We start from the raw sequence: 26,061 nt of genomic DNA, 5'->3' as shown, positions 1-26,061 counted from the left end.
TTGTAGCTCTTATATGGAAACGACTGATTCCTCTATGGACTCATTCTCGATACGTCGCTTAACCGCAAGCAAACAAATGAATTCAAAAGCAATATTAGCGGCATTTAGAGCTGTAATTTGATTAGTGTCTCGGTCTGGAAGCACCTCTACTAAATCAAAGCCGATGAAATCAAGGCCAGCTAAGCCGCGAAGCATTTGCTGCGCTTCGTAGGTTGTGAAGCCCCCAACTTCTGGTGTTCCCGTCCCTGGCGCATACACCGGATCAAGAAAATCAACATCGAAGGTCAAGAATACTGGACGGTCGCCTACCCGCTCCTTAATTTTCGCGCACAGCTCTGGAATCGTCAGCTTGCGAACATCATCGGTAGTCATGACTTCAAAGCCCATCGCACGAGCATCATCGAGGCCGCTTGCCTTGAAGGCACTGCCTCGCATCCCCATTTGAATCGAATGATGCGGATCAACTAAGCCTTCATCGACTGCGTAGCTGAACACCGCACCATGAGACCACATCCGTTCTGGGAACTGGCTTCTGCCTGTATCCGAATGAGAGTCAAAGTGAACGAGCGCTACAGGACCATGCTTCTTTGCGGCTGCTCTCAAATGCGGCAAGGAAATCGAATGATCGCCTCCCAGTATTACAGGAACAATTCCTGCTTCAAATATTGGTGTTAGCTGCTCTTCAATAATTTGATAAGACTGCTCAATGTAGCCTGGATACACTCGAAGATCGCCGTAATCAATCCCGGACAAGTAATCGGAGATATTAATGTTATGAACGACGGATATCGGCCGAATACGCTGGGACATTGTGCGAATGGAGCTGGGACCGAACCTTGCGCCTACCGCATAGCTCACGCCTGTATCAAATGGATTTCCGATTACGGCAAAGTCTACATTTTCCAATGTTTGAATATGCGGAAGATGCATAAAGGTATGAATTCCAGAATAAAGCGGCTTACCCATTTCGATTTGCGGACGGTACATAATAATCTCTCCCTTATTGGTTTATATAGCTTCTGCTTGATTTTCTTCTAGAACATGAAGTCTGCGGCTTGCAGCAAGCAGGGCAACAAATTCAAAAGCGATATTAGCCGCGTTAAGCGCTGTGACATAGCTTGCATCTCGATCAGGCAGCACCTCTACAAGATCAAAGCCAATGAAGTCGATGCCCGCGAGTCCACGAAGCATTTGCTGAGCCTCAGATGTGGAGAAGCCTCCCACCTCCGGCGTTCCAGTGCCTGGTGCATACACGGGATCTAAGAAGTCAACGTCAAAGGTGAGAAACACTGGACGGTCACCCACTCGTTCTTTAATTTTCCGGCATAGCTCCGGGATGCTGATTGTCTTAACATCATCAGTCGTCATAACTTCAAATCCCATAGCCCGTGATTCTTCAAGCATATTAGCTGCATAAGCGCTTCCCCGCATACCCATCTGAATAGAATGATGAGGATCAACTAAGCCTTCATCGACCGCGTAGCTGAATACACAGCCATGATTCCACATTCTCTCCGGTGTGGCCGAACGCCCTGTATCCGTATGTGAGTCAAAATGAACGAGCGCCACAGGTCCGTGCTGCTTAGCTGCTGCTCTTAAATGCGGAAGGGAAATGGAGTGATCGCCTCCGAGCATAATCGGTACGATCCCCGCTTCAAATATCGGCGTCAGCTGCTCTTCGATAGCCTTATAGGTTTGCTCAATATAACCTGGATAGACGGTTAAATCGCCATAATCGATCCCTGATAAATAGTCGGAGGTATTCACGGCATGATGCCTGGAGATCGGCATAATTCGTTGTGACATCGTCCGTATGGCCGATGGCCCAAAGCGTGCTCCAATGCCGTAGCTTACACCCGTATCGAAGGGAACACCGATAATTGCATAGTCAACCTCTTCGAATGTCTTCACATGTGGGAGATGCATAAAGGTATAAATACCTGAATATTGAGGCTTTCCCGTCCCTACTTCTATAAGAGGCTTATACTTCATTTGAAACCAACCCCATTTCCTCGATATTTATCAAAGCGCGCAGAAAGAGGCCTGCTTATATTAAGCGGCCTCTTTGCCATAGCAAATTTTCAAGTGTGATGCGTTATTTGCTGTATGCAGTTGTTTGATAGGGCTATTATACGATGACCAAAAACTATATGTCAACTTACCTAACACAAAAAAAATAATTCATTACACAATATTGACATGATTGCAAGCTATAACAGATACTAGAGTTGTGCATTACTTATTTACAGCAGCCCGCGTACTAAGACATTATTTTGTGAGTGAGGTGATGACGGGATGATTACTCGTGCTTTGTATGCTTATGATATTCCAACTGAAGAATGTAAGGTTGATGATAGGTTAAGAGAGCTGAACTATCGACTTTCCTCTACGGATGCCAATTTAATGGCGAACTTTAAGCACATTCGATTTGATATTGTCGTATTGGATACACCGGCTTCTCGTCTAAAGCAGTGGCTGTCTGTAGCTAATGAGCATTATAACGTCCCTCTTCTATGGTGGTGCCAAGAATGGAAGCCGGCAACACAGGTCCCGCATAGCAAGGTCGATGGCATTTTATGCTGCGGCATGAATACTAGCGAGCTTCAATGGGGAATTTTGCTAGGCATCAAAAATTATCAACGAAGGCTGCATCTTGAACGCGAATACTCCTTTATGGTGTCCAAGCTCGAAGAAAGAAAGCTGCTCGATCATGCCAAGTATATCGTTAGCGAAAAAAATAACATAAGCGAATCAAAGGCTTACGAAATGATGCGGCAAAAGGCTATGCAGGAACGCAAAAAAATAATTGAGGTTGCGCAATCGATTTTAACGTGCTCAAATGATAGTATCGAGGAAAAGAAACGCGGAGCGAGCAAGCAGCAAGCTGCTGAGAGGAGACACTAACGTTTGAAGCTTATTATTGATTCTCCATTACTCCAGCATTATCTAGGAAATACAGAAGAAATCAACTACAACGATCCTGCCATAACAGAGTTAGTTCACAGCCCTGAGCTTTCCGGCCATACGGAGACAGAAAGAATCGAGCGAGCCTTTCTATTTGTGCGAGATAAGATTGCCCACTCCTGGGATATTCAGAGCAAGCGCATTACTATAACGGCAACTGAAGTTCTTCTGTATAAAGAGGGGATTTGCTACGCAAAGTCCAACTTGCTAGCTGCACTGCTCCGGGTACAGGGCATCCCGGCCGGTTTTTGCTATCAGAGGTTAACGATTGGCGATACGCCAGATAGCGGCTACTGTATTCATGCGATGAATGCCGTTTACTTAAGCGAGCATGAGCGATGGATACGTATGGATGCGCGCGGCAACAAGGAGGGCGTACACGCTGAATTTTCTGTAACGCAGGATGCACTTGCATTTCCTGTACGGCATTCGATGGGAGAGTCCGAGTACCCAACTGTTTTTGCACATCCACACACAACTACGCTTGCTGCATTACGAAGAAACAGCGATGCTCTGCATATGTATTTACATGATTTACCCACCAGCCTCTAATGCAAATAACAGCTGCCTCGTTTCGCTTTCGTATCGTCTCTCCTACAGACAAAAATGCGACAAGCCAAGGACACTGCATCCGTTAGCTTGTCGCTTTTCACCATTCTACTTTACTTACTCTTCAGACAGCAATTCAAGCTTAAACGGCTCATCGCGATTGCACACAAGCACACCATCCACAACGTCCAGCTTTGCCGCTTGTACCGAAGAACGTCGGCTCTCATATCGTTTTTCTTGCCCTTCTTGATTAAGTGCACCTTCTCTGCCCGGATGCGTGAAGTAGAAAATATAAGCGTTGTCCCCTTGCACAACTACGTCCGCATGAAGTCCAATCGCTCCATCATCCTCGCGCGTTCCCGGCTGATCTAGAATAAGTCCGTTGCGTTCCCATGACTCCAAATCATCGGAGCGGTACACTCCCTGCCCTCTCCATTCGTCGACAATCATCCAGTACGAGCCCTTGAGCCAAAATACATTCGGCCCTTCATGGCCTCTTCCTGTAATGACTGGTCCGATGACGCTCCACTCGAACAAATCCTTGCTGTCTGCCGCATAGGTAAAGGAGTCGTTATCTTCATCCTTGTACCACATCCGAAAGCCTCCGCCTGGAAGCTCATGAATACAAGAATCAATTACTCTATTGGAGCTTAGCGCAAGCTTGGAGCGAAACGTCCAGTCGAGCAGATTCGGGCTTGTGTAATGCATAATATCGCGGCGATGGTCCGGCCAGTCAATAGGCACACCTTGAATATAGCTGACGTACATATGATAAAGACCATCATGCCAATAAATTTCGGGTGCCCAAAACGTATTGCGGCCCCATTCGATATCAAGACCTCGCAGCGTGCCGCGGTACAGCCAGCTGTTCCCGCCATCACGCGAGGAGGCAACGCCTAGGTCCGTACCATGCACCCAAGAGAATTTAGGTCCCTCAGCTGTCGCTCTGCGATTCGTATAAATCATCCACCACTCTTTTGCTTCGCGGTTCCAGACTACTACAGGGTCTGCCGCGCCGTCATAGACGGGGTCTCGAAATAAAGGTGCATTCATACTCATTATCGTCCCTTCGGATATAGAAGTCATTTTTGCATATGGCCACTCTATGCCTCGGCTGAGCTTAACCCTTCACAGCCCCGCCAACGATGCCTTTTACGATTTGTTTTTGCATCAGAATAAAGAATATAAAAATCGGGATAAGCACGATAACCGTTAATGTCATAAACAACGGCCAATCCACGGCAAACTCGCCTTTTGCTTTATACACCTGCAATACAAGAGTAGCATTATCGGATGAGTTTAGAAACAGCATTGGTGCGAGAAAATCGTTCCACACCCACATCGTCTGATAAATAATCGCAGTCACTGTAATGGGCTTCAGCAGCGGGAATATAATTCTCCAGAAAATACCCCATATGGTGCATCCGTCAATAACAGCCGCTTCCGGAAGCTCTTTCGGAATCGTCTTCATATAACCCATCATGAGGAAGAAAACGAATACTGAGCCGCCCATATAAATAAACATCAATCCATATAACTTGTCGACCAGGTGAAACTGTGTCATCAGCTCAAAGAGCGGAATCAGCGTTGTCTGGAAGGGTATTAGAAATCCAGCCAGCAAATACGCCATAATCATTCGGTTGGTCTTGCCCGCATTGAATACGATAGGATAAGCAGCCATCGCACCAATCAGCACCATGAGCAGTACGGATATTACCGTGATGATCAGACTGTTCCCAAAGCTTTGCAGGAGCGGCACCTCTTTGAATACACGAACATAATTATCAAAATTTAGCGACGTCGGAAGACTCATCGGGCTTTTTGCTGTTTCTGCCGGCGTTTTCAGCGTGTTCACAATGATTAAATAGAAAGGAAAAAACGTAATGAGACCGACCGGCAGCATGAGAATATCGAGAATCCAATTTTTGCGATTCGTTTCTGTCATAGCATTTTCTCCTCTCTGCGCTGCATCACCGACACTTGGAAGTACGTCAGCGCCAACACGATAAGGAAGAAGACAATGGACATAGCTGATGCAAGTCCGAACTGCACCTCCGAAATTCCGCGAAGCACAATAACCTGCGTAATCGTATGGGTCTCAAAGCCCGGCCCGCCCTTGGTAAGCGCGAATGGAATTTCAAATACCTTTAGACCTCCGGTTAAAAGCAGCATAACGCTTATCGTCATAGCCGGTGCAAGCATAGGCAGCGTAATGCTGCGAATTTGCTGCCAGCGGTTCGCTCCATCGATCGATGCCGCCTCATAATAATCCTTGGAAATGCCCTGTAAAAAAGCGAGATAGAGCACGGCATGCCAGCCAGCTCCCGCCCATACGGCGACAAGAATCGTGGACAGCTTGGCAAGCATAGGCTCCGACAGCCACGGCTGCGGCCCCGCGCCAAAGACATCATGGAGCACGGTGTTGAGCACGCCTGAACCGATTGGCGATAAGATAAAGCCCCATACATAAGCTAGAATCAAACCGCTTGGAATGGACGGAAAGAAGAAGATAGCACGGTGAATATTTTTCGTATAGAAATTCCGGTCTAGCACCAGCGCAAGCGCGATAGCAAGCAGTGTAGTCAGAATCGTTGTCGATATGGCAAAAAGCAAGGTGTAGGATATACCCGATACGATTGCGGCATCCTTAAAAATTTTCACGTAATTCGTCAATCCTACGAAATCGTATTCCTTTGAATAACCATTAAAGTTCGTCAAGCTAAAAAAGAATGACTTAATAAGCGGGTAAACGGTAAATACGGTATAAAAAAATAAAATGGGCAATAGGAACACTTGGTATTGGAAAGATCTAAGCAGCTTCATCTCGCAGGCTCCCTCCCTTAAACAGCAGGAGGGAAGTCAAGCTCCCCTCGGCTGCCGTTCAATATCTCTTTTTATTTGCTTTCCATCTCTTTAAGCTTTTGGTCCAGTGCTTTCGTTACATCATCCGTCGTTCCTTTGCCAACGAGCAGATCCTGAACGGATACAACCAGCTGGTTCCGAAGCGCTTCCTGATGTCTAGGCCATGAAACCATAGGGAGATAAAACTTTCCTGCAAGCAAGCCTTCTTTGTAAGCTTTCTCTAGAGCCGGGTGCACCTTGCTCTCATAGCCGTCAATGGTAATGATTTGACCTGTACCCTTCTCGAATTGCTCCAAGCCTTCAGGTGTAGACAAATATTCAACAAATTTAATAGCTGCGTCTTGATTCTTCGATTTGCTGTTAACCGCAAATCCTACGTTTGGAGCACCTGCATAATACTCTTGTCCAGCTTCAATACCTGGAATCGCCATCATGCTGAATTGAAGATCCGGATTCGCTTTTTCAATTGCCGGAATGTTCCACGGTCCGCCTTGAATCATCGCTACGTTGCCTACTGCAAATTCATTTACGATTTGGTCGCCCGTAAGTCCGATCATGCTGGACGTAATAATTTTGTTGTCAATCATGCCTTCCTTCCACAGCTGAAGCGGCTTCGCCCAGCCTTCTGCGAAGGTAGTCTCGCCTGCAAACAATTTGTTGTCATACTCAGGATCTGCGGACAAGGTCAAGCTTGCAACTAGTGCGCCTTGAATCGTTGAAATATCTCCTGCATTATCATAAAGCGGTACGATTCCTGCGTCCTTCAGCTTGATGCAGAGATCAATAAATTCCTGCCAAGTTGTCGGCTCGGTCGTTACACCAACCTTAGCAAACAATTCCTTGTTGTAATAAATGCCGCCTACCCAGCCTGCTTGGGAGAAAGCGTAGGTTTTGCCCTCGCGAGTGAACATCCCTTTGCTCGCATCGGTCATTTTCGCCATAAAGGGCTGGTCTGTCAAATCAAGAGCGTATCCACCGTCAATCAGCTCATTCCGGTTTTCGGCTGCCATGATGAACACGTCAGTTGCCGAATTGGATAGCAGCATCGTTTGCAGCTTAGAAATATAATCTTTAACGGGTGGAGCAGTTTGGAAATCGATCGTAATATTCGGGTATTTTGCAGTAAAGCCGTCCATGACCGGCTTCATTTCTGTTTCATTATTCCACGAAAGCAGGCTTAGCTTTACCTTTTTGTCTGCCTCTGCTCCCCCGCCGTTTGCGCTGCCCGCTTGATTTTCATTGTTTCCGTTCCCGCCGCAAGCGGAAAGAATAAGTGTAACGGCCATCATGACGACTAAAAGCATATAACTTGATTTTCTCATGCTGTGTTCCCCCTATATCGTTTTTGTAAGCACTTTCACTATGATGATAACGCTTTAACGGGAGTTGATGAATTTACATCGTTGCGCGACTTTTTGTACTTTATTGCACGCTTACATAGAAGCTGGCTGCTGCTTGCCGGCGCGGTACTCTTTTGGAGATAGGCCATTATGCTTCTTAAACGTTTTGCTAAAATGACTTTCGTCAACAAAACCCGTCATTTCTGCGATTGCGCTATTTTTCAATTTCGTCCCGGCGAGCAGCTCCGCTGCCTTATCCATCCTTATTTGTGTTACATACTGCCAATAGTTAATGCCGAACTGCTGCTTATATAATCGACTAAGCTGATACTTGTCGAGCCCAAAGGCGTCCGCAACACTCTGGAGCGACAAATCCTCCGCATAGTGGGAGTCCACATACAATTTAATTCTCCCGATGATTTCTTCTGTTCGATCAGCTGCAGGGTCCGATCGTTCAAGAAGGGTGTCGATTAACGAGTGAATAAACAGCTCCAATTCATTTGCTTTATGAAACAGTCTTAATCTGGACATCGTAATTTTTTCATATTGGGCGTCTAAACGATTCGATGACTTCATGATCTGCTCCGCCATATCTAAATAGTGCATACATAAGCTGTACACCTTGCCCGGGTCAAGCTGCATCTGTTTGAACGTTGTGAACAGGCTGGAAACAAGCTCCTTCAATGCCACCTGTGAAAAAGAAAGCGAAAACTTCTCCTCGAATTCCTTATCGAATTTTTGTGAATGCTGCAGCGTCCACGGCTTTGCCACAGACTGCTTCGTTTGCGAGTATACCGTTCCCTCCGCATAGAAACCAGTCGCAGCAGCTTGCTTGCTTTCGTATAGTAAATCGATGAGCCTCTCGGGAGAGTCTCCAATTACGCTAACCCCAATGGAAATATGCCCCTCTGGCTGTTCCCCCTGCCATGCAGAAGCCATTCGCTCGCAAAGCGGCAGCAGCTCATCTAGCCGCATATTAGCAGGTACGCCAAGCAGCAGAGCATACTGTGAAGAACTGACAGGGTAGACGATTGGCACAATGGATGGCGCCATCTGCTTGATTGTTGAAGCAATCACAGCACGATCAGGAAGATCGCCAATAAGGGAAAGAACAGCATACTGACTGATCCCAAGCGTTTGAAATACGGAAGGCAGAGTGGTTAGGACTTCTTCGTTCATAGGCTCCTGCCTATGCAAATCCTCAAGTACTGCTTCCAGCTTGTTTCGATGATCCATCCATATCAGCTCTATAAGCTCCTTTAAGGCAGCCTCAAGCAAGGCTGTATCGACTGGCTTGAGCAAATATTGCGCAACGCTAAGACGCAGCGCATCCCGAGCGTATTCGAATTCGTCGTACGCACTCAAGATGATTGTTTTCGGCTTATGAGGCAGCTGCTGAATTTGCTTTAATGCTTGAATGCCGTTCAAATAAGGCATCTGAATATCAATAATAAGCAGATCCGGCAAAAACTGCTCGGCAAGCTCGACCGCCTCCTTGCCATCATAGGCATGCTTAATTTCAGTAACGCCGAGCGACTGCCATTGGACCATTTTGTCCAGAAAGATATGCAGTGATTGTTGATCGTCCGCGATGAGCAATTTCATAAATGCCTCTCCCCTTCTGTAGCTCGCAACTCAATTAATGTTAGGCAGCAAAATCGAAATTCTCGTGCCTACCGCTTGTCTGCTGTGAATTTGTATGCCATATTCGTTACCGTATTTCAGCTTGATGCGCTGACTTACATTGTATAAGCCGATATTGTCCATCTTCTGAGTTGAGCTGTTAATATGACGGCTCAGCGTTTTCACCTTGGCGCTCTCCATGCCTTGCCCATTGTCTGAAATGACGATCAATAAACCTTTGCGGCCAGAAACCGCCAGAATCTGAAGCTTGCCTTCTCTAACATGATCGCCAAAGCCATGACGGATCGAGTTCTCAACAATAGGCTGGAGTGTGAGCTTCGGAATTTTGCAGCGCAGGACATCACGATTCGGGATATGAAAGGATACGGCAATTCCGTTATTGTATTTTTTGTTGAGTATATATAAATAATCAGACACATTATTAATTTCTCGCTCCAGCTCCACCTCTTCCTCTGACCGTTTCATCGAATAACGGAACAAATTGCTAAGTGAAAGCACGATATGGTTCGACTCGGTCGTATTGCCGCAAACGATCTCCGTCTGCAGTTGCTGCAGCGTATTAAAAAGAAAATGCGGATTAATTTGCGCCTGGAGCGTCTTCAACTCCTCTTCCTTCAAGCTGATTTGGGTCAAATAATTTTGTTTAATCAGCAAATCGATTCTGCCCATTAAATCCTTGAATTTGTTCCCAATATAATTAAGCTCTCGATATCGATAATCACGCGGCTTTACATACAGCGAATCATCCTCGCCCATCCGGTCGAGCGCTGCCAGCAGCCTTCTCACAGGCAGCGATATGCGAAGCGTAATGAGCAGACTAATCAGCGTATTCGCAATTAAGCATACATAAAGAATACGGCCGAGATTCGATTTAAGCGGCTGCGATTGACTCGTAATGTCGGACATCGGGACAGTCGATAACATTTTCCAACCTGCAACAGCCGTAGGCTGATAAATAACAAGCGTTTCAACCCTATCAATTTTTTCTGTAAAATGGCCTGAAGGCTGCTCGTACAGCTTCTCCTCAGCAGGAAAATCCAACGTCTGACCAATTTTGCTGCTGTCCTTGTGAACAATGATTTTACGATTCTCGTCGATGAGAAAGATGCTGCCTTTATTTTGATAGGTGCTTTGCTCGAACATGCCATTAATTTTACTTAGATCCAAATTCGCGATAACGGCTCCCAGCACCTGTCCCTGATAACCCTTAACTTGCAGTACGACAGATAATGAAGGCTGATTATAGCGTGTAATATTAGTAGACAGATAATAATCCTGCTTATGCACCCCTATGCTGAAAAAGCTGCCCTGCGGATTGGTCTGAAACGTTTCTTGAACCCAAGGCTGCGTTTGGAACGGATAGTCCCATTGCAATGTCTTGCGGCCATCCAAATTGTTGACATACCCTGTCTTGCCCAGCATAAGCACGTCGCTGATCAACGTTTGATACGTGCTCACACCCTGTGAAATTTCCGCAATGTTGCGTTCATGCTGCAGTCGGTTCGTGATAGCGATCGTATTATTTTCCTTCATCATCGTAATGACCGAATAATTTCCTGCCAGCATAACGAGAGAGCGCTTCGATTCCTCTAGGTTAAAGCTCAGTCCCAGCGCTGCCTGCTCCATAACCTTATTGCTCGAATGAATAATTTCGTCTGTAATCATCTTCGTGGAATCCTTAATGGAAAGGTAGCCTAACAGCAGCAATAGCAATACATTAACGAGTAAATACGATAACAAAATCGTTCTCACGATCGTTCGATCTAGAAAGGTATGCCGCAAAAACAGTATTATTTTGTTCATGTTATCCCCCTTGACCAGCTGCTTCTTGCTTTTTGTAATTTCATAAAGGGTATTATAGCATGAGTTTGTAAACATACATCCCCCTTCATGGAGAGGCTTTGAGGTAAGTGTAGGATAGGTTAGGTTGGAGACCCAGAGCTAAACAAATAAACTAAGCCCGCCTCCCTGACCTCCCTACCTTCCACATTCCACCAAAGAGCCCTCAAACACTGCTCCCTGAAGGAATAGATCTAATATATAGATCTATTCCTGTCAAACCATCCCAAAATAAAAAATTTAGTCTAAAAAATAGATCTATTATCATGAATTTTAGTCAAATCGCCGTGTAAACACCGTTCTAAGAAGAAATTGGTCTAGAATGTAGATCTATTTTTCCCAAATTAGAACAATAATCAGAATTAAGTCTAAAAAATAGATCTATTACATAGGTCTCCATCCGATGGGGGCTTAACGCCACTGCGGGGGAGAGCCATAGAATCAAAAAAAATAGCCGATCAGGTACTGGAACCCTGATTGGCTATTTTTTCGAAAATGACTCGATTGCTCAATTTCATAAAGTCCGATCCCCACTTAAACAGCGGTGACCTGACTCCCTTTGTGTGACAACGCCCTGCTGGCTAAATCATTCAGGCGAGATTTCCGGAGGTATGTCAGGCACGGCTTCAGGAGCAGCATCTGGCTTAATCTCAGGAATCCTCTCCGGAGCAATTTCTGGAATGGGCTGGTCCGGCTTAATCTCAGGCGATGCCGGAGGGATAATCTCCGGCTCGTTATTGGGGTTAATCTGAGGAATTTCTAGTTCCTCGTTACCGTAATCGGACATCGTTCAACATCTCCCTTCGTCTATAAGTATGATTACCCCAAACCAGCTTATAAATAACGTATGAGTATGTTTTTTTTCAGACTGCTGCTATTCTTCCACAATACCAAGCGCTTTATTCTTCTCCTTAAAGCGTGCATTATGAGAGGAAACATAGGCCATTCGAGGCGCCTCAGGGTCCATATACAGCTTCGCGCTGTTCACAGCGAGCGCCGCATCGGTGAATGCTCCTGCGATAAGATTTAATTTGCTCTCAAAAAAAGCAAAGTCGCCTGCGCCAAAAATGCCTGGCAGATTTGATTCCAGCTTAGCATTAACGAACACATTCCAATCATCCATGCTAAGGCCCCAGTCCTTAATGCCGCTGAAATCTGATTTCAGCCCATGGTTGACGATAACCGCATCTACGGAAAGCTGCTCATATTCCCCAGTCTCCACATGATGCAGCGTTACACGCTCAATTGTCTCTCCGTTGTTGCTGAACAGCTGGCTTACCTCGTAAGGCGTACGCACGTCTACGGAAGAGCTTTTCATCCTTTCAATATGCTTCTCATGTCCGCCAAACTGATCGCGCCGGTGCACGACCGTCACCTGCTCAGCAATCGGCTCCAGCTCATTAGCCCAATCCACTGCCGAATTTCCGCCTCCGGAAATAAGAACCCGCTTCCCTCTGAAAGGCTCAAGCTCCTGAACTGTATAGTGCAAATTAGAAACCTCGTATCGTTCAGCTCCTTCAAGCTCCAGCTTCGCCATCTTCAATATTCCTCGCCCAATAGCAACAATAATCGTCCGCGTCCAGTGCCGTTCTCCATTAGTCGATTCCAGCACATACGTACCATCCTCCAGCCTCTCCAAGCCGTATACTTGCTGGCCCAGCACAATGGTCGGATCAAAGGTTTGCGCCTGCTGCTCCAGCTGAACGATCAGCTTCTCACACAGTATCGGCGTAACTCCTCCAACATCCCATATCATTTTCTCCGGATAAATTAACATACGCCCGCCAAGCTTATCATTCGCATCGATCAGCTTCGTCTTTAAATCTCTCATTCCGCTATAGAAAGCAGCATACATCCCCGCAGGGCCGCCGCCGATAATCGTCACATCATATAATTCCAGTTGCTCCGTCAAGTCTTATTCCTCCCGCATTATCACATGATATTCATTCTCAATATAATAGTAGGCTTAAAGCAAATACAAGCGCAATGGACAAACTGCAGTGAGTTTTTGTACAAATACTACACTTTCTGCATGCCGCTCAAGCAATTCACTACGCTAGCACTTGCAATATATCATCAATTTTTTTGGTATTGGAAATAACTCCGTGATTCATCCATGTCAAGAAATCGACCTCATATACATGATTTCTTCTTACAGCCGGAAGTGTCGACCAGATCGGATGCTTGAGCAGCCCCCGTTCCGCGCCATCAACCTGACTGTGCCATTTATCAAACGTGATAAACAAATGATCTGCCGTCATGGCTGACAGATCCTCCAGCGTAATTTCTATCATTGACGCATGATCCGCAGCATTTCCAGAAGCCAGATGCCCATTTAGACCAAGATCACCATATAACACAGCTGCAGCAAAGCCACGACTCCCTGTCGTGTACTGATGAACATGATCAGCCGAGATTCGAAGAAAGGCTACTGTCTCTCCATTCATACAGCGGTTCAACGTCTGACGCGCCGTGTTCGCCTTGGCCTCATAATCGGCAATAACCGCTTCTGCCCGCTCTGAACGCCCAAAATAATCACCAACGATACGCAGCAGCGTTCGCCAATTTTCACTAAGCTCACGAACAATATAGGTGCTGGAAATGTTGCGGCATTGCGAATACTCGTTATCATGATATCTGTCCAGCAATACGATGAAGTCCGGACTATAGGTTGAAAGCGTCTTGAAGTCACCGGCCTGCTCATCAAACGTGGGAATATGATTCAGCGCCAAATATTCCTGCTTCCCCCATTTGGCATGAGAGTACTGAACGACAGGCATAATATCGAGCGCCACCAAGAAATCCTCCAGATAAGGAGCAACAACTCGAGGCTGATCCCGGTGACTGCGGCGGTATTGGCCAGGCGTTATTCCGACACTTTGCTTAAAACGACGGTTAAAATAATACTCATTCGTAAAGCCGGCATGCTGCGCGATATCAGACAGCTTTTCTTCACCGCTCATTAAATATTTTTTGGCCTGAGCAATACGTGCGCTATTCAAATATTGAAGCGGCACTTGCCCGGTTGCTTCCTTAAACAGTCGGGTATATTTCCATCGTTCAATGTTTGCTATGGCAGCAAGCTCCTCAACGGTAAGCACCTCACAATAATGCTGATGAATATGCCGAATAGATCTTTCCACACCGTGCTGCTCAGACGAGTCTGAGCCTCTCTTTTCCACTGCAGCGTTCGTATTTTGACTGAATAGCAGCAGCAGAAGCTCTTGAAAGCGAACATAACAATAGTATAGCTGCAGCTCATCAGCCTCATGACTATTTCGATAAATATCCTCAAGCAGCTCCAGCACTTTAGCAAATGGAGCACAAACCAAATCCAGCTTTTCTGGAAGGAGGCTGTGCGAGTGTGTATGCTCTTCCTCAGCACTAAGATTAAATTCAAGCAGATAATAGGAGCAGCCGTCTGATTCCATAGCCAATGTCATTTCTGGTCTCAGAAGCAAACATTTCCCTTGCTCTAGAACCAACTCCTCATCCAAAGTACGAACCGCAGCTCTGCCTTTCGTAAAGATCAACAGCGTATAGCTGCTTGCTTTCTCCAGCGCAAGCTTGGCATTAGGAGTGTAAGGAACAAATTGAATGGACTGCAGGATAAATAAAGTGATAGGCGGAGGAAAAGCCCGCTTTCTATTCTGTTCTTCCATATGCTTAACCCCATTCTTTAAATGAGAACAATTATCAAGTATAGTTTAACGCAAATAGAGCCGCTCTTCAACCATCGTTGAAAAGCTGCCCTATTCAGGGAAGAAGATATTCGCTTTTGTCTTCTATGGAGCGAGAAGCTGCAGCAGTTCATCCATTTTTTTGAAATTAGCTGTAATAGCTCCAGTCTGCCAATAAGATCTTTCGACAGGATAAACCTGTCCCTGCTGCACGGCTGGAACAGCCTTCCAAATCGGACTATCCAGCATTTCCTTCAACGCTTTAGCGTTAGCCTCTTCTTCCCATGTGCCATTCGATGGAAGAAAGATAATATGGTCGGCGCCAAGCTCGGGAATAAACTCCTCAGACAATACAACATTGCCCTCGGTCATAGCCTCAGCATATGCCGGAGCCTTGAGCCCAAGATCCTTATACAAAATCTGGCCTATAAATGTATTGTTGATGCCAAAAATATTAATCGACTGGTCGACCACATTCATTCTTAGTACAACAAGCTTCTGATCGCCAATTGCAGCGGTAAGCTTGGTCTTGACCTCAGCAATCCGGCTCTCGTAATCCTTTAACACCTGCTCCGCCTTCTCTGGCATACCCATAAGATCGGCAATTGTAGTCAGTGTTTGGCGTGTATCCGCAAGCACCTCATCCGGAAGGCGATAGGTAGGAGCAATCTTTGAATACAACTCATATTGGGCCGCGTCAACCTCTCCCGCTCCAATAATCAAATCAGGCTCCGTAACGAGCAGTGCTTCTATACTTCCCGTTACATCAAATAATGGTACTTCAAGCTGCAAATAATCCTGCTTGCCCCACATCGGATTATAATATTGCACAATTGGCGTTATGCCCAGCGCGACCAAATAGTCCTCCCGATATAACGCGGATACCCGTTTGGGATGAGCGGGAATTTCTACCTCGCCGAATTGATCGGTAACGATTCTAGTTTCCGCTTCCGTCACAACTGTTTCTGTATTTGTTGCTTCAACCGTAGTGCCTTGCTGCTGATTTGCAGTGCTTTCCCCCACATTGCCGTTGCCTGCTCCGCATCCCGACAGTATGATTACTGCTGCAAATATCGAAACCCACCCTGTTCTTAAATAAGCTAACCGAACCATTACCCCATCCACTCCTATAAGAAATATACATTTCCACCAAAATACAATAATGATTATCATTATCATAATGTCTAAATAGATTGTACCGCAGTCTCTCCAATTCTCTCAATGCACATTCTCGACAAGCCGTTTATACAAATTCTCCACTGCTACGCGAATACTTCGTTTCTCCTGAACGATCTTGTCGCTTCCTTTACATTACATTTGAAGTTCATCTTATATAATTGCATTGTAATTGAGAAACGTTATCATTATAATTAGAAAAACATATCGCTTTAGCCTATCTCTTCTCGTCTATTTGGTTGAAGCTTATCAGGGAGAAGAAATGGAGGATATTTCGTCATGAAGCTTGAAGAGCATATCTACAAAGAGTCGTCGTGCTCTACTTGCTGGGCGACGTGGTCGCCATGGGAATCAAGCCTATCGGTGTCTCCGAGGTTTCCGAAGGAGCTGCCTTCGAGAAAGAGCTTGTTGGAGTAGAATCGCTGGCATCTGGTTTGAGACGAATCCCGAAGCGGTTATGGCGCTTGAACCGGACCTTATTATCGTTCCTTATGACACCATGACAACGGAATAAAGACTTGCAATGCTTGGACAAACGTTCGGCAATGAGCAAGAGACGCAAGCGCTTGGCTCCCAAATTGTTTATGAGTATTTAGATATGAAGGCACCAGAGATTGTTCAGAAAAAAATTGATGTAGCCACAGAAGCCTCAGGCGATAGCGTATCTATGGAAGTATTGCCGGAATATATCGGAGATTACGTCATCCGCTCTTCCTATGAAGGAATGGACGACCTGACAACCAACCAGATTTGGAATAGTATCCCCGCTGTCAAGGAAGGCAGACTGATTGAGCTTAGCTTCAGCTTGTCCTATTACAGTGACATCTTCACTCTCGACAAACAGCTCGACTTTATCGTTGAACAGCTGCTGGCTGCGAATAGCTAAATCGGCATATAGTAGTAAAAAATACTTCGGATGAAATGTCTGACGAAGCGTATTCGTCGATGAATTTTAGCGTTAGATTCAGACGCTGTGCTCCTCCTGATCGCTTGCATGCCTTGCAAGCGCTCCCCCAGCTGAGCTAAGTCTCCTTGATAATTCTAAAATTCAGGTATTTATTTTTTCTTGGGGTGTGTAACCAAACAGCTCGTACTCGTTCTAGCAAACCAATCCTGTACTCACGCATTATCGCTCGTCGTTTCAGCTCTTTTCCAGCCGTCTTGTCTCCATGGTTGGCAGCTATGCTGCAAATGCACAGGAACGTCTACTTTATTGGCTGTCACGGGCAGAGCTCGTGCTGCCTTTGTTCTAAGCATGTTTGTATATCCCCCCTATACTTCACCACACACACATCGTCTTTTCCCTCAACTTTCCCCACGCTCGATGCCGCTCCTCAAATCCTCACTTCTCCTACTCCCAGCGCGAAAGCTATCCTGCACTTTTGCAGTAACTTCATGCGTTTGGGACGCTCTAGCTAACCTATCCTGCACTCACGCATTATAGCTCGTCATTTCAGCTCATTTCCAGCCATCTGATCTCCATGATTGGCAGCTATCCTGCATACGTGCATGATAGCTGTCCTAAATCATTAAAAAGAGTAGGCTACCCTGCAAATGTGCAGGGTAGCCTACTACTACTCATTCTTATGATTGACTGTCACGGTAAAGCTCGTGATGCTGCCGCCTTTGTTCTAGGCATGTTTGTGTAGGTTCCATATCCTTCGCACAAACGAACACACGCATCTTCTTTTCCCTCAACTTTCCCTATGCTCCATGCCGCTCCTCAAATCCTCACGTCTCCTACTCCCCGTGCTGAAGCTATCCTGTACTTTTGCAGTAACTTCATGCTATTAGGCGTCTCCCTGTTCCGTTAAAATGTGACGCTAACCAAAAATGAAACTTTAGCATCTCTGGCTTCCGTTAGCTTTCGTTATCTGCTTACTGGCTGCTGCCGCAGCATCATTATCAACAGGTTCGGAGAATGCATAGTTTCCTATATAGCAAAAAAAAGGTGGTTGAAGCTGTAAGCTTCAACCACCTTTTTGGGCTATAACGAGTTTCGATTGCCCTTAGGATTCCATTATTCTTCTAGTCGGGATTAGCCTTCAATAATAATACTTTCCAATTTAACATTAACGGGGTTTGCAATAGTGTCTCCAACTGGACATTTGCTTTCCAAAAATCTCACAAACTCTTCTACCTTTTCTTTAGGAGAATCCGTTTTGATATGAAAGGTATAGCGAATGTCAGAGTAGCCCGGACGGACATCAGCTTTGTCAAAGAAACCATCCAGATCGATGTCTCCCTCAACCTCTACTCTGAAATCTTCAAGCTTAACATCAAACTTTGGTGCATAAACTCTGGCCACAATCGATTGGCAAGCCCCTAGCGATGCCAAAAGTGCCTCTACTGGATTCATGCCAGTATCCGTTCCTCCCAAGCTTTTTGGCTCATCGATCGTTAACTCAAAATGTCTGGATTTAGTTTTAACTTTCACGCCATCTTGCAGATGTGCAGATGCTTTAAAGGTTTGAACAGCCATTCCATAGTCCCCCTCAAATGATAAACATCATAAAAACCAACCACTTTACTTGGTATTATAATGATAAATTTCTATACTGTCAATTAATAGAAAAACAGAGCAATGGCGGCTTGTGGCTCACCATGCTCTGTATTCAGAAGCTATGAAGACTTTATTCGCTCCAGCCGCTAACATAATCCCGCCAAGCATGCTTAGGCTGCCAATTTAACAATCGTTTAGCCTTCTCATTGCTCAGAAGCGATTCATGTCCTTCAAGCGGCTCACGGAAATCAAGCACCTCTGGAAAGCGTGCGGCCATTAATGCTCGACTCGAAACTGCCATACTGGAATCATCAGCCGCAAGATTAAGAGCAACGCTCCCTAGACCCTCAGCTTCAATTGCCAGCCGGCAGGCTTCTGCTGCATCTCTTGTATCAATATAACTCCACAAAATGCGCTCGCGCTGCTCTGGATCATGAATGAATGTCTTGAAGTTCTGATACGCCTCAGGTGTAATAACGTTGCCAAGCCGGAAGGAAACGACCTGCATCCCCGAACGGCGGCTCATCATATCCGCGGTCTGCTCATTCACAATCTTCGACAAGCCGTAGCTGTCCTGCGGAAGCTGTGGATGCTCTTCGTCAACAGGGACATACTGCGGACCAAATCGCTCCAAGGCGAATACAAGGCCGTAGGAGGACTCGCTTGAAGCGATAACCGACTTGCGAATGCCAAGCCCTGCCGCCGCTTCCAATACATTATAGGTAGACATAACATTATTGTGAAACGTCACTTCATTCGGATGTGAATAGGCCACAGGTATTGCCGCCAAATGCACAACGGCATCTGCCCCTGCCAGCACACCATATACCTCGCCCAAATTATTCAAATCTACAATAACTGTGCGACAAAGCGGTTCAGCTGGATGCTTCACATCCGCATTTACGACCTCGTATCCCTGCTCCACAAAATGTTTCACTACCCATTGGCCTAGCATTCCGCTACCGCCTGTTATGACTACCTTTGGCACGATCTCCACTCCTTCTTATGAGCCTAATATTTGTTCAATCCGCTCTATGATGTCAGTGCTCAGCTTAACACCTGCTGCCTTCGCATTTTCCTCTACCTGCTCGGGACGACTTGCGCCGATGAGAGCGCTTGATACATTCGGCTGCCGCAAAATCCAAGCTAATGCCAATTGTCCTACAGACAGCTCAAGCTCAGCTGCCACTTGGCTCAGCTCACGCACCTTAATAATTTTCTCTTCAGTAACTCCCTTTCGCATACCGTCGAGCTTTGCCGCCCTGCTGTCAGCAGGCAGTTCATGAGCAGAGCTGTACTTTCCGGTCAACAGCCCCTGTGCGAGTGGAGAGAATACGACTTGTCCAATGCCGCCGCGCTCGCCGTAAGGAATGACTTCTTTCTCTATATATCGATTAAACATATTATAGATCGGTTGATTGACAATGATCCGATCTAGCAGATAACGATCGGCTATCGCATGCGCTTCAACCATTTGGGCGGTTGTCCATTCGCTTACGCCGATATATAATACCTTTCCTTGGCGCACCAGATCGTCAAGCGCCCGCAGGGTTTCTTCCATAGGCGTACTCGGATCATGACGATGACAGTAATACACATCCACATAATCGGCTCCTAGCCTTGTAAGGCTGGCATGGCATTGCTCTATAATATGCTTGCGCGATAGCCCTCGGTCATTGGGTCCGTCACCCATCTGTCCGAATACCTTTGTCGCCAACACGTAGGATTCGCGAGGAAACGGACGCAGCGATTCACCCATCAGCTTCTCTGCCTCACCCCGCTCATATACATTTGCCGTATCGAAAAAGTTAATTCCCAGCCCATACGCCGTTTGTATCGCTTTCACGGCATGATCTCGTTCTACATATCCTCCGTATGTTAACCAGCTTCCCAGACTAATTTCGCTAACTTTCAATCCGCTCTTCCCTAAATTCCGAAATTGCATCTCTACTCATCTCCTCTTGATCTATTGAATAAGCTGTACAATCCTGACTTAAGCTTGCTTCTCTATTCTAGATAGATTTGTATCTAATTGAAAGTAGTGAAAATATTGTCACTATATTATATGAAATATAGATACTATACATGAAGTAACCAGGTTGAGGTTAGACATCGTGGAGTGTGGATGACCCAGGTCCGCTCAAATAACAACGCATTCGGAAGGAGCCAACGGCTCCTTCCCTTAAACCTGATGATCTACAGCTTCCTTACTTTGTCCCTCATCCGATCTAACCTTAATCCGATATTCCTGAGGCGAGATTCCCTCCAGCTCCTTGAACACACGCGAGAACTGCTTGCTGTTCTCGAAGCCTACGGCACTTCCGATCTCCTGCATCTTCTGATTCCCTTCGAGGAGCAATTCCTTGCCTTTGCGAATACGCAGCTTCTTGAGGAACCCTACAAAGTTTTCACCAGTATGTGCCTTGAATGCTTCACTGAAGTACGAGTAATTCAAGCCCACATGATTGCTTACTACAGCCATATTCAACGGACGGAAATAGTTTTCCTCCATATATGAAACAGCCGTCTTAATATCCGAATGCTGACTATAAGCTGAGCGAATACCTCTAACATAGTCATTTACGCTCGACAGTAACAGCTCTAAACTTCGGTAATAATCGTGAAAGCTGCGGAAATTATCCATGCTTCCCACCTTGCGATACAGCTTCAGAACCTCAATGGACTCTTCGCCATAAATACGGAACACCTCATCCAGCACCTGCTCATTAATCATTTTCCCAATAAGCCTTAGATATCGAATATCAACATCAGGGATGTCCTCTGTATGAAAAACCTGTTTTAACAGCTCCTGAACTTCACGTTCACGGTCTGTTCCCAGCATATTCCCGAGCTTGCGAATTTCCTCATCCGGCACCGGATAATACTGCCGCTTCTCACCAATATCTTCATGCCGCAGCAGACGGCAGTTCGAATAAATGAACGAATATTGAAGCGCTTCTGAAGCCTGTTTATAGCAATAATAAAGCTCCTCCAGTTCGGTACCCTCCGAGCTGATTCCCATGCGCAAGCCGTCCAGCTCTTTAACACCTGCCTGTCTAAACAGCTCAACGAATTGAAAGGCCGGACTTCCAATTAGAACAAGCTGACTCTCGTTATCCAAGAAGGATGCATTCAATACACCCTCCATGGGCTGCAGCATTTTCTCTACGAGCAGCTTGAACTCCTCTTTATTCATCGAGTCACCGCTCTCCGATTTATAGCTCAAGACGGCTACTGTGAACGGCTTTGTGAATTGCTCAAAACCAACTTTAGTTTCAAGATCCCCTTTGCTCTCCAGCAATGGCTCATCTTGCCTAAACCATTCCTTGAAAGCATTTATTCGCAGCTGTTCACGATAAGTATCACTTACTGCAACCCTCTCAGCGAATTCAGCTTGCCTTTGCAATGTACTCTCACTTTTTCGCAGCGATTCGAACAGCTCATCTCGGCGAATGGGCTTTAACAAATAATCTTTAACTTGATATTCGATAGCGGCCTTCGCATAGGCAAAATCGTCATATCCGCTTAAAATAATAAATATCGGCTTCTGCTCAGCGTCGGTTTCGCTCGTTAGACGTTTAATCAGTTCAATTCCATCTATGCCCGGCATCCGAATATCGGTAATCATAATTTCTGCTCGCTCGTTATGAAATTGCGTTAAGGCATCTTCTCCATGAATAGCTGTCCGAATCTCATACGATTCGGGAAATTCTCTTTCAATCATCGTCTTGAGCCCTAGCCGGATATTTTTCTCATCATCTACGATTATCATTTTCCTCATATCCAGAACTTCCTCCCATTAACAGCACCTTGGGAAGGGTAATAACCACCTCTGTGAATTGCCCCTCGCTGCTATACACTTGTAATCCATATTGCTCCCCATAATAAAGCTGAATACGCTGATGAACATTTTGCAGCCCAATTCCAAACGTCTGCTTTACGTTTATATTCTCTTGAGTCAAGGACAACTCGTTATTGCGATCAAGATGAATCCTCTCATTCAGCTGCTCCAAGCGACTAACCGAAATGCCTCTCCCGTTATCTCTCAGCGTTATAACAATATTTGCTTCCTCATTCTCTGCCACATCAATTCGAATAGTGCTATTACTTGCCTCCGCGCCAAATCCTGCATGCTTTACTGTATTTTCAATGATGGGCTGCAAAGACATTTTGAGCACTTCAATTTCGAGCAGTCTTGGAGGGATATGAAGCTCAAGATGAATCGGCTCGTCAAATCGTATATTCATGACGGCAATATAGTTCTGAATGTGACGAACCTCATCCTGTAAACTGACGTACTCCCCAGACCATTTGAAATTATAACGCATCATTCCGCCAAGTGAGGTGAGTGAATCGGATATTGTTCGCTGGTTTTCCATCTCCGCCAGCATCTTAATATTCTCAAGCGTATTATATAGAAAGTGTGAATCGATCTGACTATGCAGAGTACGCAGCTCGGCCTCCTTCGTCAGCGCTTGCTTCCTTACTCCCTGCGCGATCAATTCATTAATGGTATGAATCAATTTGTTGAAGTGATGGGCGAGCTCTCCAATCTCTCCCCCTCCCCCTAAAGGAAGTCCGGTTGGCATTTCCCCTCTTCTCACCTTCTTCATCGCTTCCGTCAGGCGTCTCAGATTTTTGAGAATAAAGGAATTCATGATATACATAATGATGGACAACAAACCTATCGATATCACATTAACAGCTATAATTTGTTTCGCTGCTTTAGAGATCCTTTCACTCGAAGCCTGCAGCGACACTACATTCAAAATATGTGCATCTACTTGCTCCAGATCGGTCGTAACAAGCAAATAAGGAAGCTGGTTTACAATGAAACGTTTTTCCGTAATGTCCTGCTGCTGCATTTCGGCAAACTCTTTCACAATGGCTTGGCGAAGCTCCAAATTACCGCTTGCAAACGGCTGATTCTCATCTAGAAAAACAGTTCCGCTTCCATCGGCGATCATCATCTGCGAGCCCTCATCCTTAATACTTGCAAAAGCTTTGGGCGAAAAATGCTTCAGCAGCATTTCCACTTGAATACTCGCAACGCGCCTGCCGCCGGATTCTATGACCCTAACAAGAGATACCTTCGGCATTTGGTCAGTGCCCTCTGTGACGTTGCGATGCAAAATATCGGGGTCCTGATCGCTAAACATCCATAGCTCCTTGCCTGCGAGCTGATCTAATTTAGCGAACCATGACTCGTTTTGAATCCGACGCTCATGAAATATAATAGGCCAAACCTCGGACAAATGAACATTGTCTGCATACAGCCGAAGATGGATGATATTCGGATTATTAATTTGAATATTTATCATGTCTGTAAACGGCCCCCGATATAGCTCGAGCAGCTCCTCCACCGGCAAATCTTCTTCCCTAGACACATATTCTAATATTTCATGCTCGGATATAGTGAGCTGGGCAGCCCGCTCCATCGCTTCAATCTGATTCAATATATTCACTTTTTCCATTTCAATGGAGTACTGGCCTTGTTTAAGCGAATCCGTAATATAACTATCCTCTATCTGACTAAAGAGATAGTTCGATATGCCAATGCTTGGAATTAACAAAATGATAATGCAGGCAGCAACCAAACGGGCCTGCATCGATCTGCGGCCCAACCAATTGACAATAGATTGAACATATGCCCTACATTTTCTGCCCATTTATTTCTCACTTCCACTTCGAATATAATTCACCTAATACAACTCTCCTATGCGACAAAAAGCACTCCATGCCGTATTCACGGCCTTGGAGTACCTTTCGTTGTAAACCCATCTCCTTAATTTGCAGGAGCTCTTATTTTGTTGCTGCAGCCAATTTAGCTACATTTTCTTCATATTTTTTCTGTTTAAAGGCTTGTACCTTGCTAAATCCAAGGTCTTCGCGTTTAATCATATACGCATCCCAAATTTTATCGAAATCAGCTTCCGTCTTAGCAAGCAATAGCTTAGGAAGCACCTTACCAAATTCTTGACCTATCTTCGTGTTCATAATGCCTTCTTCTGACGTGCCTGTTGGATTTAGCTGATCAAATTCCGATAAGCTCTTCGACTTTCCGCGTGTCCAGTCTTCCAATTGTTTGAAAGGCTCAACCGCTGCTGGAGACCAAATTGGCGTTAGGTTTGTATCCATCATCATCCAGAACGTATGAGATGCACCAATCTGCTTATCAAATGCTCCACGATCTGTATTCAACTGATTCAATACTTCTGGCAAGAACTGATCCTTACCATCAATAGTATCCCAAGCAGTCCCTTTTTCCCCGAAGAATGTATCATGTTGTCCTTCTTCTGAGATCAAATAATCCAGAAAACGAATAGCGCGTGCTTTATCCTTCACGTTTTTGGAAATCAATGTAACCGTCCAACCGGAGATGGATGGCCCAGCAAGAGTTGGTTGATCCAGATTGGCATTAGCAGGACCATCTACTGCGACATAAATGGAGTTTGGATCATTGGCATAGAGTGCATTTTGTTGGTTTGCAAGATCAGTTCTGGCATAGAGCATCGCGAAATAACGGCCCTGTGCAATTTTTTCTTCCATTTGTGGACGTTTGTCAATAAACACATCCTTCGACAATAAACCATTCTCGTTGGCTTGACGCATCGTTTTCAACCATTTTACATATTCAGCATCCGTATCGCGATCATAGAGTTGGCCATCCTTATCGTAAGGAACAGCAAGGAAATTTTGAATATAGTGCTGAAGAGATGCGTTGCCTGTATCGTTAAAATCATACATGCCCAGTGGAATAAGCGGCTGGCCATTAACATCTGGATACATTTTTTTCGCGTCCGCTAGTGCTTTCAAGAAGCCTTCTGGAGTTCGCATATCCGGACTTCCGAGCGCTTCATACATATCCTTGCGTACTAGAAAGGTCTGAGATGATGTGATATTATCTCCGAGCTTCTCGTAGTCCTTAGGCGATGAAGATGAGTTAGGATAGCCGTACACATTGCCATTCTCCTGCGTATACCAGGATAGCTTTGCCGGATCCGTAACTTTGTAGAAGTATGGATCGTATTGGTCAGCAAGCTCGTTCAATGGAAGCACCAAATCGCCCTCTATCATTTTTTTAACAGCCTCTTCGGACCAGCCCAGCGTAATAAAGTCAGGCAAGCTGCCAGATGCCATCATCGTATTCATTTTCTCTGCTTCGTTGCCAGCAGGCACTATGAAGTTTATATTAACCCCTGTTTTATCCGTAATATATTTCGACGTAGCATCAACGCCCCATTTGTTAGGGAACCAGGAAAAATTGATGTACCAGTCAAATGTAATTGGGCTTTTATCAACTTCCCAGCCCTTATCGTCTTGCGTAAGCTTTACTGCTTCAGCAGGCGTCCCATTGCCCTCATCCTTCACAGCATTGTTGTTTGCGCCTGAGGAACAAGCAGTTGTTAGCACTAGAACCGCAGCGGTCATCATCATCAACATGTTTTTGAGCTTAGGTTTCTTATTCATGTTTGTATTCCCCTTCTCTGTATAAATGATTATA

23 protein-coding genes are annotated in these 26,061 nt (G+C 45.5%); 4 read left to right on the top strand and 19 right to left on the bottom strand.

What is annotated here, in order from left to right; all coding sequences use genetic code 11:
• Nucleotides 1–9 precede the first annotated feature (9 nt).
• Together speB (MHI37_RS03285) and speB (MHI37_RS03280) are read right to left on the bottom strand one after the other, a co-directional pair.
• Nucleotides 10–987 carry an agmatinase gene (gene speB, locus MHI37_RS03285; protein WP_076335124.1) on the bottom strand — a complete coding sequence of 326 codons (978 nt, stop codon included), beginning with the start codon at nucleotides 985–987 and terminating at the stop codon, nucleotides 10–12.
• Nucleotides 988–1,008: 21 nt separating this feature from the next.
• Nucleotides 1,009–1,992 carry an agmatinase gene (gene speB, locus MHI37_RS03280; protein WP_076335123.1) on the bottom strand — a complete coding sequence of 328 codons (984 nt, stop codon included), beginning with the start codon at nucleotides 1,990–1,992 and terminating at the stop codon, nucleotides 1,009–1,011.
• A 303-nt stretch (nucleotides 1,993–2,295) separates the two neighbouring features.
• Between speB (MHI37_RS03280) and MHI37_RS03275 the strand changes: the two genes are divergently transcribed.
• Together MHI37_RS03275 and MHI37_RS03270 are read left to right on the top strand one after the other, a co-directional pair.
• A complete protein-coding gene (locus MHI37_RS03275; protein ID WP_076335122.1) occupies nucleotides 2,296–2,904 on the top strand; it encodes an ANTAR domain-containing protein in 609 nt (202 codons plus the stop codon).
• Nucleotides 2,905–2,907: 3 nt separating this feature from the next.
• Complete coding sequence (locus tag MHI37_RS03270) at nucleotides 2,908–3,516, top strand: transglutaminase family protein (protein WP_076335121.1); 609 nt, start codon at nucleotides 2,908–2,910, stop codon at nucleotides 3,514–3,516.
• A gap of 114 nt (nucleotides 3,517–3,630) precedes the next feature.
• Here the strand turns inward: MHI37_RS03270 and MHI37_RS03265 are convergent, their stop codons facing one another.
• The 10 genes from MHI37_RS03265 to MHI37_RS03220 form a co-directional block, all read right to left on the bottom strand.
• A complete protein-coding gene (locus tag MHI37_RS03265) occupies nucleotides 3,631–4,572 on the bottom strand; it encodes a glycosyl hydrolase (protein ID WP_256709774.1) in 942 nt (313 codons plus the stop codon).
• A 61-nt stretch (nucleotides 4,573–4,633) separates the two neighbouring features.
• On the bottom strand, nucleotides 4,634–5,458 hold the full coding sequence (locus MHI37_RS03260; protein ID WP_076335120.1) for a carbohydrate ABC transporter permease: 825 nt from the start codon (nucleotides 5,456–5,458) through the stop codon (nucleotides 4,634–4,636).
• Nucleotides 5,455–6,336 (bottom strand): sugar ABC transporter permease, encoded by an 882-nt coding sequence (locus tag MHI37_RS03255; RefSeq protein ID WP_076335119.1) that lies wholly within the window; start codon nucleotides 6,334–6,336, stop codon nucleotides 5,455–5,457. Before MHI37_RS03255 ends, MHI37_RS03260 begins: the two co-directional genes overlap by 4 nt.
• 71 nt (nucleotides 6,337–6,407) lie before the next feature.
• Nucleotides 6,408–7,697, bottom strand: coding sequence for an extracellular solute-binding protein (locus MHI37_RS03250; RefSeq protein WP_076335118.1), 1,290 nt, complete (start codon nucleotides 7,695–7,697; stop codon nucleotides 6,408–6,410).
• A 111-nt stretch (nucleotides 7,698–7,808) separates the two neighbouring features.
• Nucleotides 7,809–9,320 (bottom strand): response regulator, encoded by a 1,512-nt coding sequence (locus tag MHI37_RS03245; RefSeq protein ID WP_076335117.1) that lies wholly within the window; start codon nucleotides 9,318–9,320, stop codon nucleotides 7,809–7,811.
• Nucleotides 9,321–9,350: 30 nt separating this feature from the next.
• Entirely contained in the window at nucleotides 9,351–11,162 is a 1,812-nt protein-coding gene (locus tag MHI37_RS03240) for a sensor histidine kinase (RefSeq protein ID WP_076335231.1), read from the bottom strand.
• A 622-nt stretch (nucleotides 11,163–11,784) separates the two neighbouring features.
• A complete protein-coding gene (locus tag MHI37_RS03235; protein ID WP_076335116.1) occupies nucleotides 11,785–11,985 on the bottom strand; it encodes a hypothetical protein in 201 nt (66 codons plus the stop codon).
• A gap of 87 nt (nucleotides 11,986–12,072) precedes the next feature.
• Entirely contained in the window at nucleotides 12,073–13,110 is a 1,038-nt protein-coding gene (locus MHI37_RS03230) for an NAD(P)/FAD-dependent oxidoreductase (protein ID WP_076335115.1), read from the bottom strand.
• Between the two features lie 139 nt (nucleotides 13,111–13,249).
• Nucleotides 13,250–14,860, bottom strand: a complete 1,611-nt coding sequence (locus tag MHI37_RS03225; protein ID WP_076335114.1) for an AraC family transcriptional regulator — start codon at nucleotides 14,858–14,860, stop codon at nucleotides 13,250–13,252.
• Between the two features lie 123 nt (nucleotides 14,861–14,983).
• Nucleotides 14,984–15,991, bottom strand: coding sequence for an ABC transporter substrate-binding protein (locus MHI37_RS03220; RefSeq protein WP_076335113.1), 1,008 nt, complete (start codon nucleotides 15,989–15,991; stop codon nucleotides 14,984–14,986).
• Between the two features lie 407 nt (nucleotides 15,992–16,398).
• Here MHI37_RS03220 and MHI37_RS03215 point away from each other — a divergent pair, with 407 nt between their 5' ends.
• A complete protein-coding gene (locus tag MHI37_RS03215; protein WP_179090139.1) occupies nucleotides 16,399–16,557 on the top strand; it encodes a hypothetical protein in 159 nt (52 codons plus the stop codon).
• 20 nt (nucleotides 16,558–16,577) lie between these two features.
• On the top strand, nucleotides 16,578–16,940 hold the full coding sequence (locus MHI37_RS03210; protein WP_076335112.1) for a hypothetical protein: 363 nt from the start codon (nucleotides 16,578–16,580) through the stop codon (nucleotides 16,938–16,940).
• 233 nt (nucleotides 16,941–17,173) lie between these two features.
• On the opposite strand, the gene MHI37_RS03205 is transcribed toward MHI37_RS03210, so the two are convergent.
• The 7 genes from MHI37_RS03205 to MHI37_RS03175 form a co-directional block, all read right to left on the bottom strand.
• Nucleotides 17,174–17,311, bottom strand: a complete 138-nt coding sequence (locus MHI37_RS03205) for a hypothetical protein (RefSeq protein WP_179090138.1) — start codon at nucleotides 17,309–17,311, stop codon at nucleotides 17,174–17,176.
• Nucleotides 17,312–18,092: 781 nt separating this feature from the next.
• Complete coding sequence (locus MHI37_RS03200) at nucleotides 18,093–18,536, bottom strand: OsmC family protein (protein WP_076335111.1); 444 nt, start codon at nucleotides 18,534–18,536, stop codon at nucleotides 18,093–18,095.
• Between the two features lie 151 nt (nucleotides 18,537–18,687).
• Nucleotides 18,688–19,545, bottom strand: a complete 858-nt coding sequence (locus MHI37_RS03195) for an NAD(P)-dependent oxidoreductase (protein ID WP_076335110.1) — start codon at nucleotides 19,543–19,545, stop codon at nucleotides 18,688–18,690.
• Between the two features lie 15 nt (nucleotides 19,546–19,560).
• Nucleotides 19,561–20,502, bottom strand: coding sequence for an aldo/keto reductase family protein (locus tag MHI37_RS03190; RefSeq protein WP_076335109.1), 942 nt, complete (start codon nucleotides 20,500–20,502; stop codon nucleotides 19,561–19,563).
• Between the two features lie 237 nt (nucleotides 20,503–20,739).
• Nucleotides 20,740–22,338: a response regulator gene (locus tag MHI37_RS03185; protein WP_076335108.1), complete on the bottom strand. Its 1,599-nt coding sequence runs from the start codon at nucleotides 22,336–22,338 to the stop codon at nucleotides 20,740–20,742.
• A complete protein-coding gene (locus tag MHI37_RS03180; protein WP_076335107.1) occupies nucleotides 22,313–24,226 on the bottom strand; it encodes a histidine kinase in 1,914 nt (637 codons plus the stop codon). The genes MHI37_RS03185 and MHI37_RS03180 overlap by 26 nt, the downstream gene beginning before the upstream one ends.
• A 133-nt stretch (nucleotides 24,227–24,359) precedes the next feature.
• The gene (locus MHI37_RS03175; RefSeq protein WP_076335106.1) at nucleotides 24,360–26,027 is read right to left on the bottom strand and encodes an extracellular solute-binding protein; all 1,668 of its coding nucleotides are present in this window, start codon (nucleotides 26,025–26,027) and stop codon (nucleotides 24,360–24,362) included.
• Nucleotides 26,028–26,061: the final 34 nt, after the last annotated feature.

The sequence above is a fragment of the Paenibacillus sp. FSL H8-0548 genome (assembly GCF_038630985.1).
Classification (GTDB): Bacteria; Bacillota; Bacilli; order Paenibacillales; family Paenibacillaceae; genus Pristimantibacillus.
This window is presented reverse-complemented; position numbering and strand designations above follow the sequence as displayed.

Excerpts from the sequence above, each read along its gene's own strand:
- speB (WP_076335124.1), bottom strand. The coding sequence starts at position 987 with ATGTACCGTCCGCAAATCGAAATGGGTAAGCCGCTTTATTCTGGAATT.
- speB (WP_076335123.1), bottom strand. The coding sequence starts at position 1,992 with ATGAAGTATAAGCCTCTTATAGAAGTAGGGACGGGAAAGCCTCAATAT.
- MHI37_RS03275 (WP_076335122.1), top strand. The coding sequence starts at position 2,296 with ATGATTACTCGTGCTTTGTATGCTTATGATATTCCAACTGAAGAATGT.
- MHI37_RS03265 (WP_256709774.1), bottom strand. The coding sequence starts at position 4,572 with ATGAGTATGAATGCACCTTTATTTCGAGACCCCGTCTATGACGGCGCG.
- MHI37_RS03260 (WP_076335120.1), bottom strand. The coding sequence starts at position 5,458 with ATGACAGAAACGAATCGCAAAAATTGGATTCTCGATATTCTCATGCTG.
- MHI37_RS03255 (WP_076335119.1), bottom strand. The coding sequence starts at position 6,336 with ATGAAGCTGCTTAGATCTTTCCAATACCAAGTGTTCCTATTGCCCATT.
- MHI37_RS03250 (WP_076335118.1), bottom strand. The coding sequence starts at position 7,697 with ATGAGAAAATCAAGTTATATGCTTTTAGTCGTCATGATGGCCGTTACA.
- MHI37_RS03245 (WP_076335117.1), bottom strand. The coding sequence starts at position 9,320 with ATGAAATTGCTCATCGCGGACGATCAACAATCACTGCATATCTTTCTG.
- MHI37_RS03240 (WP_076335231.1), bottom strand. The coding sequence starts at position 11,162 with ATGAACAAAATAATACTGTTTTTGCGGCATACCTTTCTAGATCGAACG.
- MHI37_RS03235 (WP_076335116.1), bottom strand. The coding sequence starts at position 11,985 with ATGTCCGATTACGGTAACGAGGAACTAGAAATTCCTCAGATTAACCCC.
- MHI37_RS03225 (WP_076335114.1), bottom strand. The coding sequence starts at position 14,860 with ATGGAAGAACAGAATAGAAAGCGGGCTTTTCCTCCGCCTATCACTTTA.
- MHI37_RS03220 (WP_076335113.1), bottom strand. The coding sequence starts at position 15,991 with ATGGTTCGGTTAGCTTATTTAAGAACAGGGTGGGTTTCGATATTTGCA.
- MHI37_RS03215 (WP_179090139.1), top strand. The coding sequence starts at position 16,399 with ATGGGAATCAAGCCTATCGGTGTCTCCGAGGTTTCCGAAGGAGCTGCC.
- MHI37_RS03210 (WP_076335112.1), top strand. The coding sequence starts at position 16,578 with ATGCTTGGACAAACGTTCGGCAATGAGCAAGAGACGCAAGCGCTTGGC.
- MHI37_RS03205 (WP_179090138.1), bottom strand. The coding sequence starts at position 17,311 with ATGCTTAGAACAAAGGCAGCACGAGCTCTGCCCGTGACAGCCAATAAA.
- MHI37_RS03200 (WP_076335111.1), bottom strand. The coding sequence starts at position 18,536 with ATGGCTGTTCAAACCTTTAAAGCATCTGCACATCTGCAAGATGGCGTG.
- MHI37_RS03190 (WP_076335109.1), bottom strand. The coding sequence starts at position 20,502 with ATGCAATTTCGGAATTTAGGGAAGAGCGGATTGAAAGTTAGCGAAATT.
- MHI37_RS03185 (WP_076335108.1), bottom strand. The coding sequence starts at position 22,338 with ATGAGGAAAATGATAATCGTAGATGATGAGAAAAATATCCGGCTAGGG.
- MHI37_RS03180 (WP_076335107.1), bottom strand. The coding sequence starts at position 24,226 with ATGGGCAGAAAATGTAGGGCATATGTTCAATCTATTGTCAATTGGTTG.
- MHI37_RS03175 (WP_076335106.1), bottom strand. The coding sequence starts at position 26,027 with ATGAATAAGAAACCTAAGCTCAAAAACATGTTGATGATGATGACCGCT.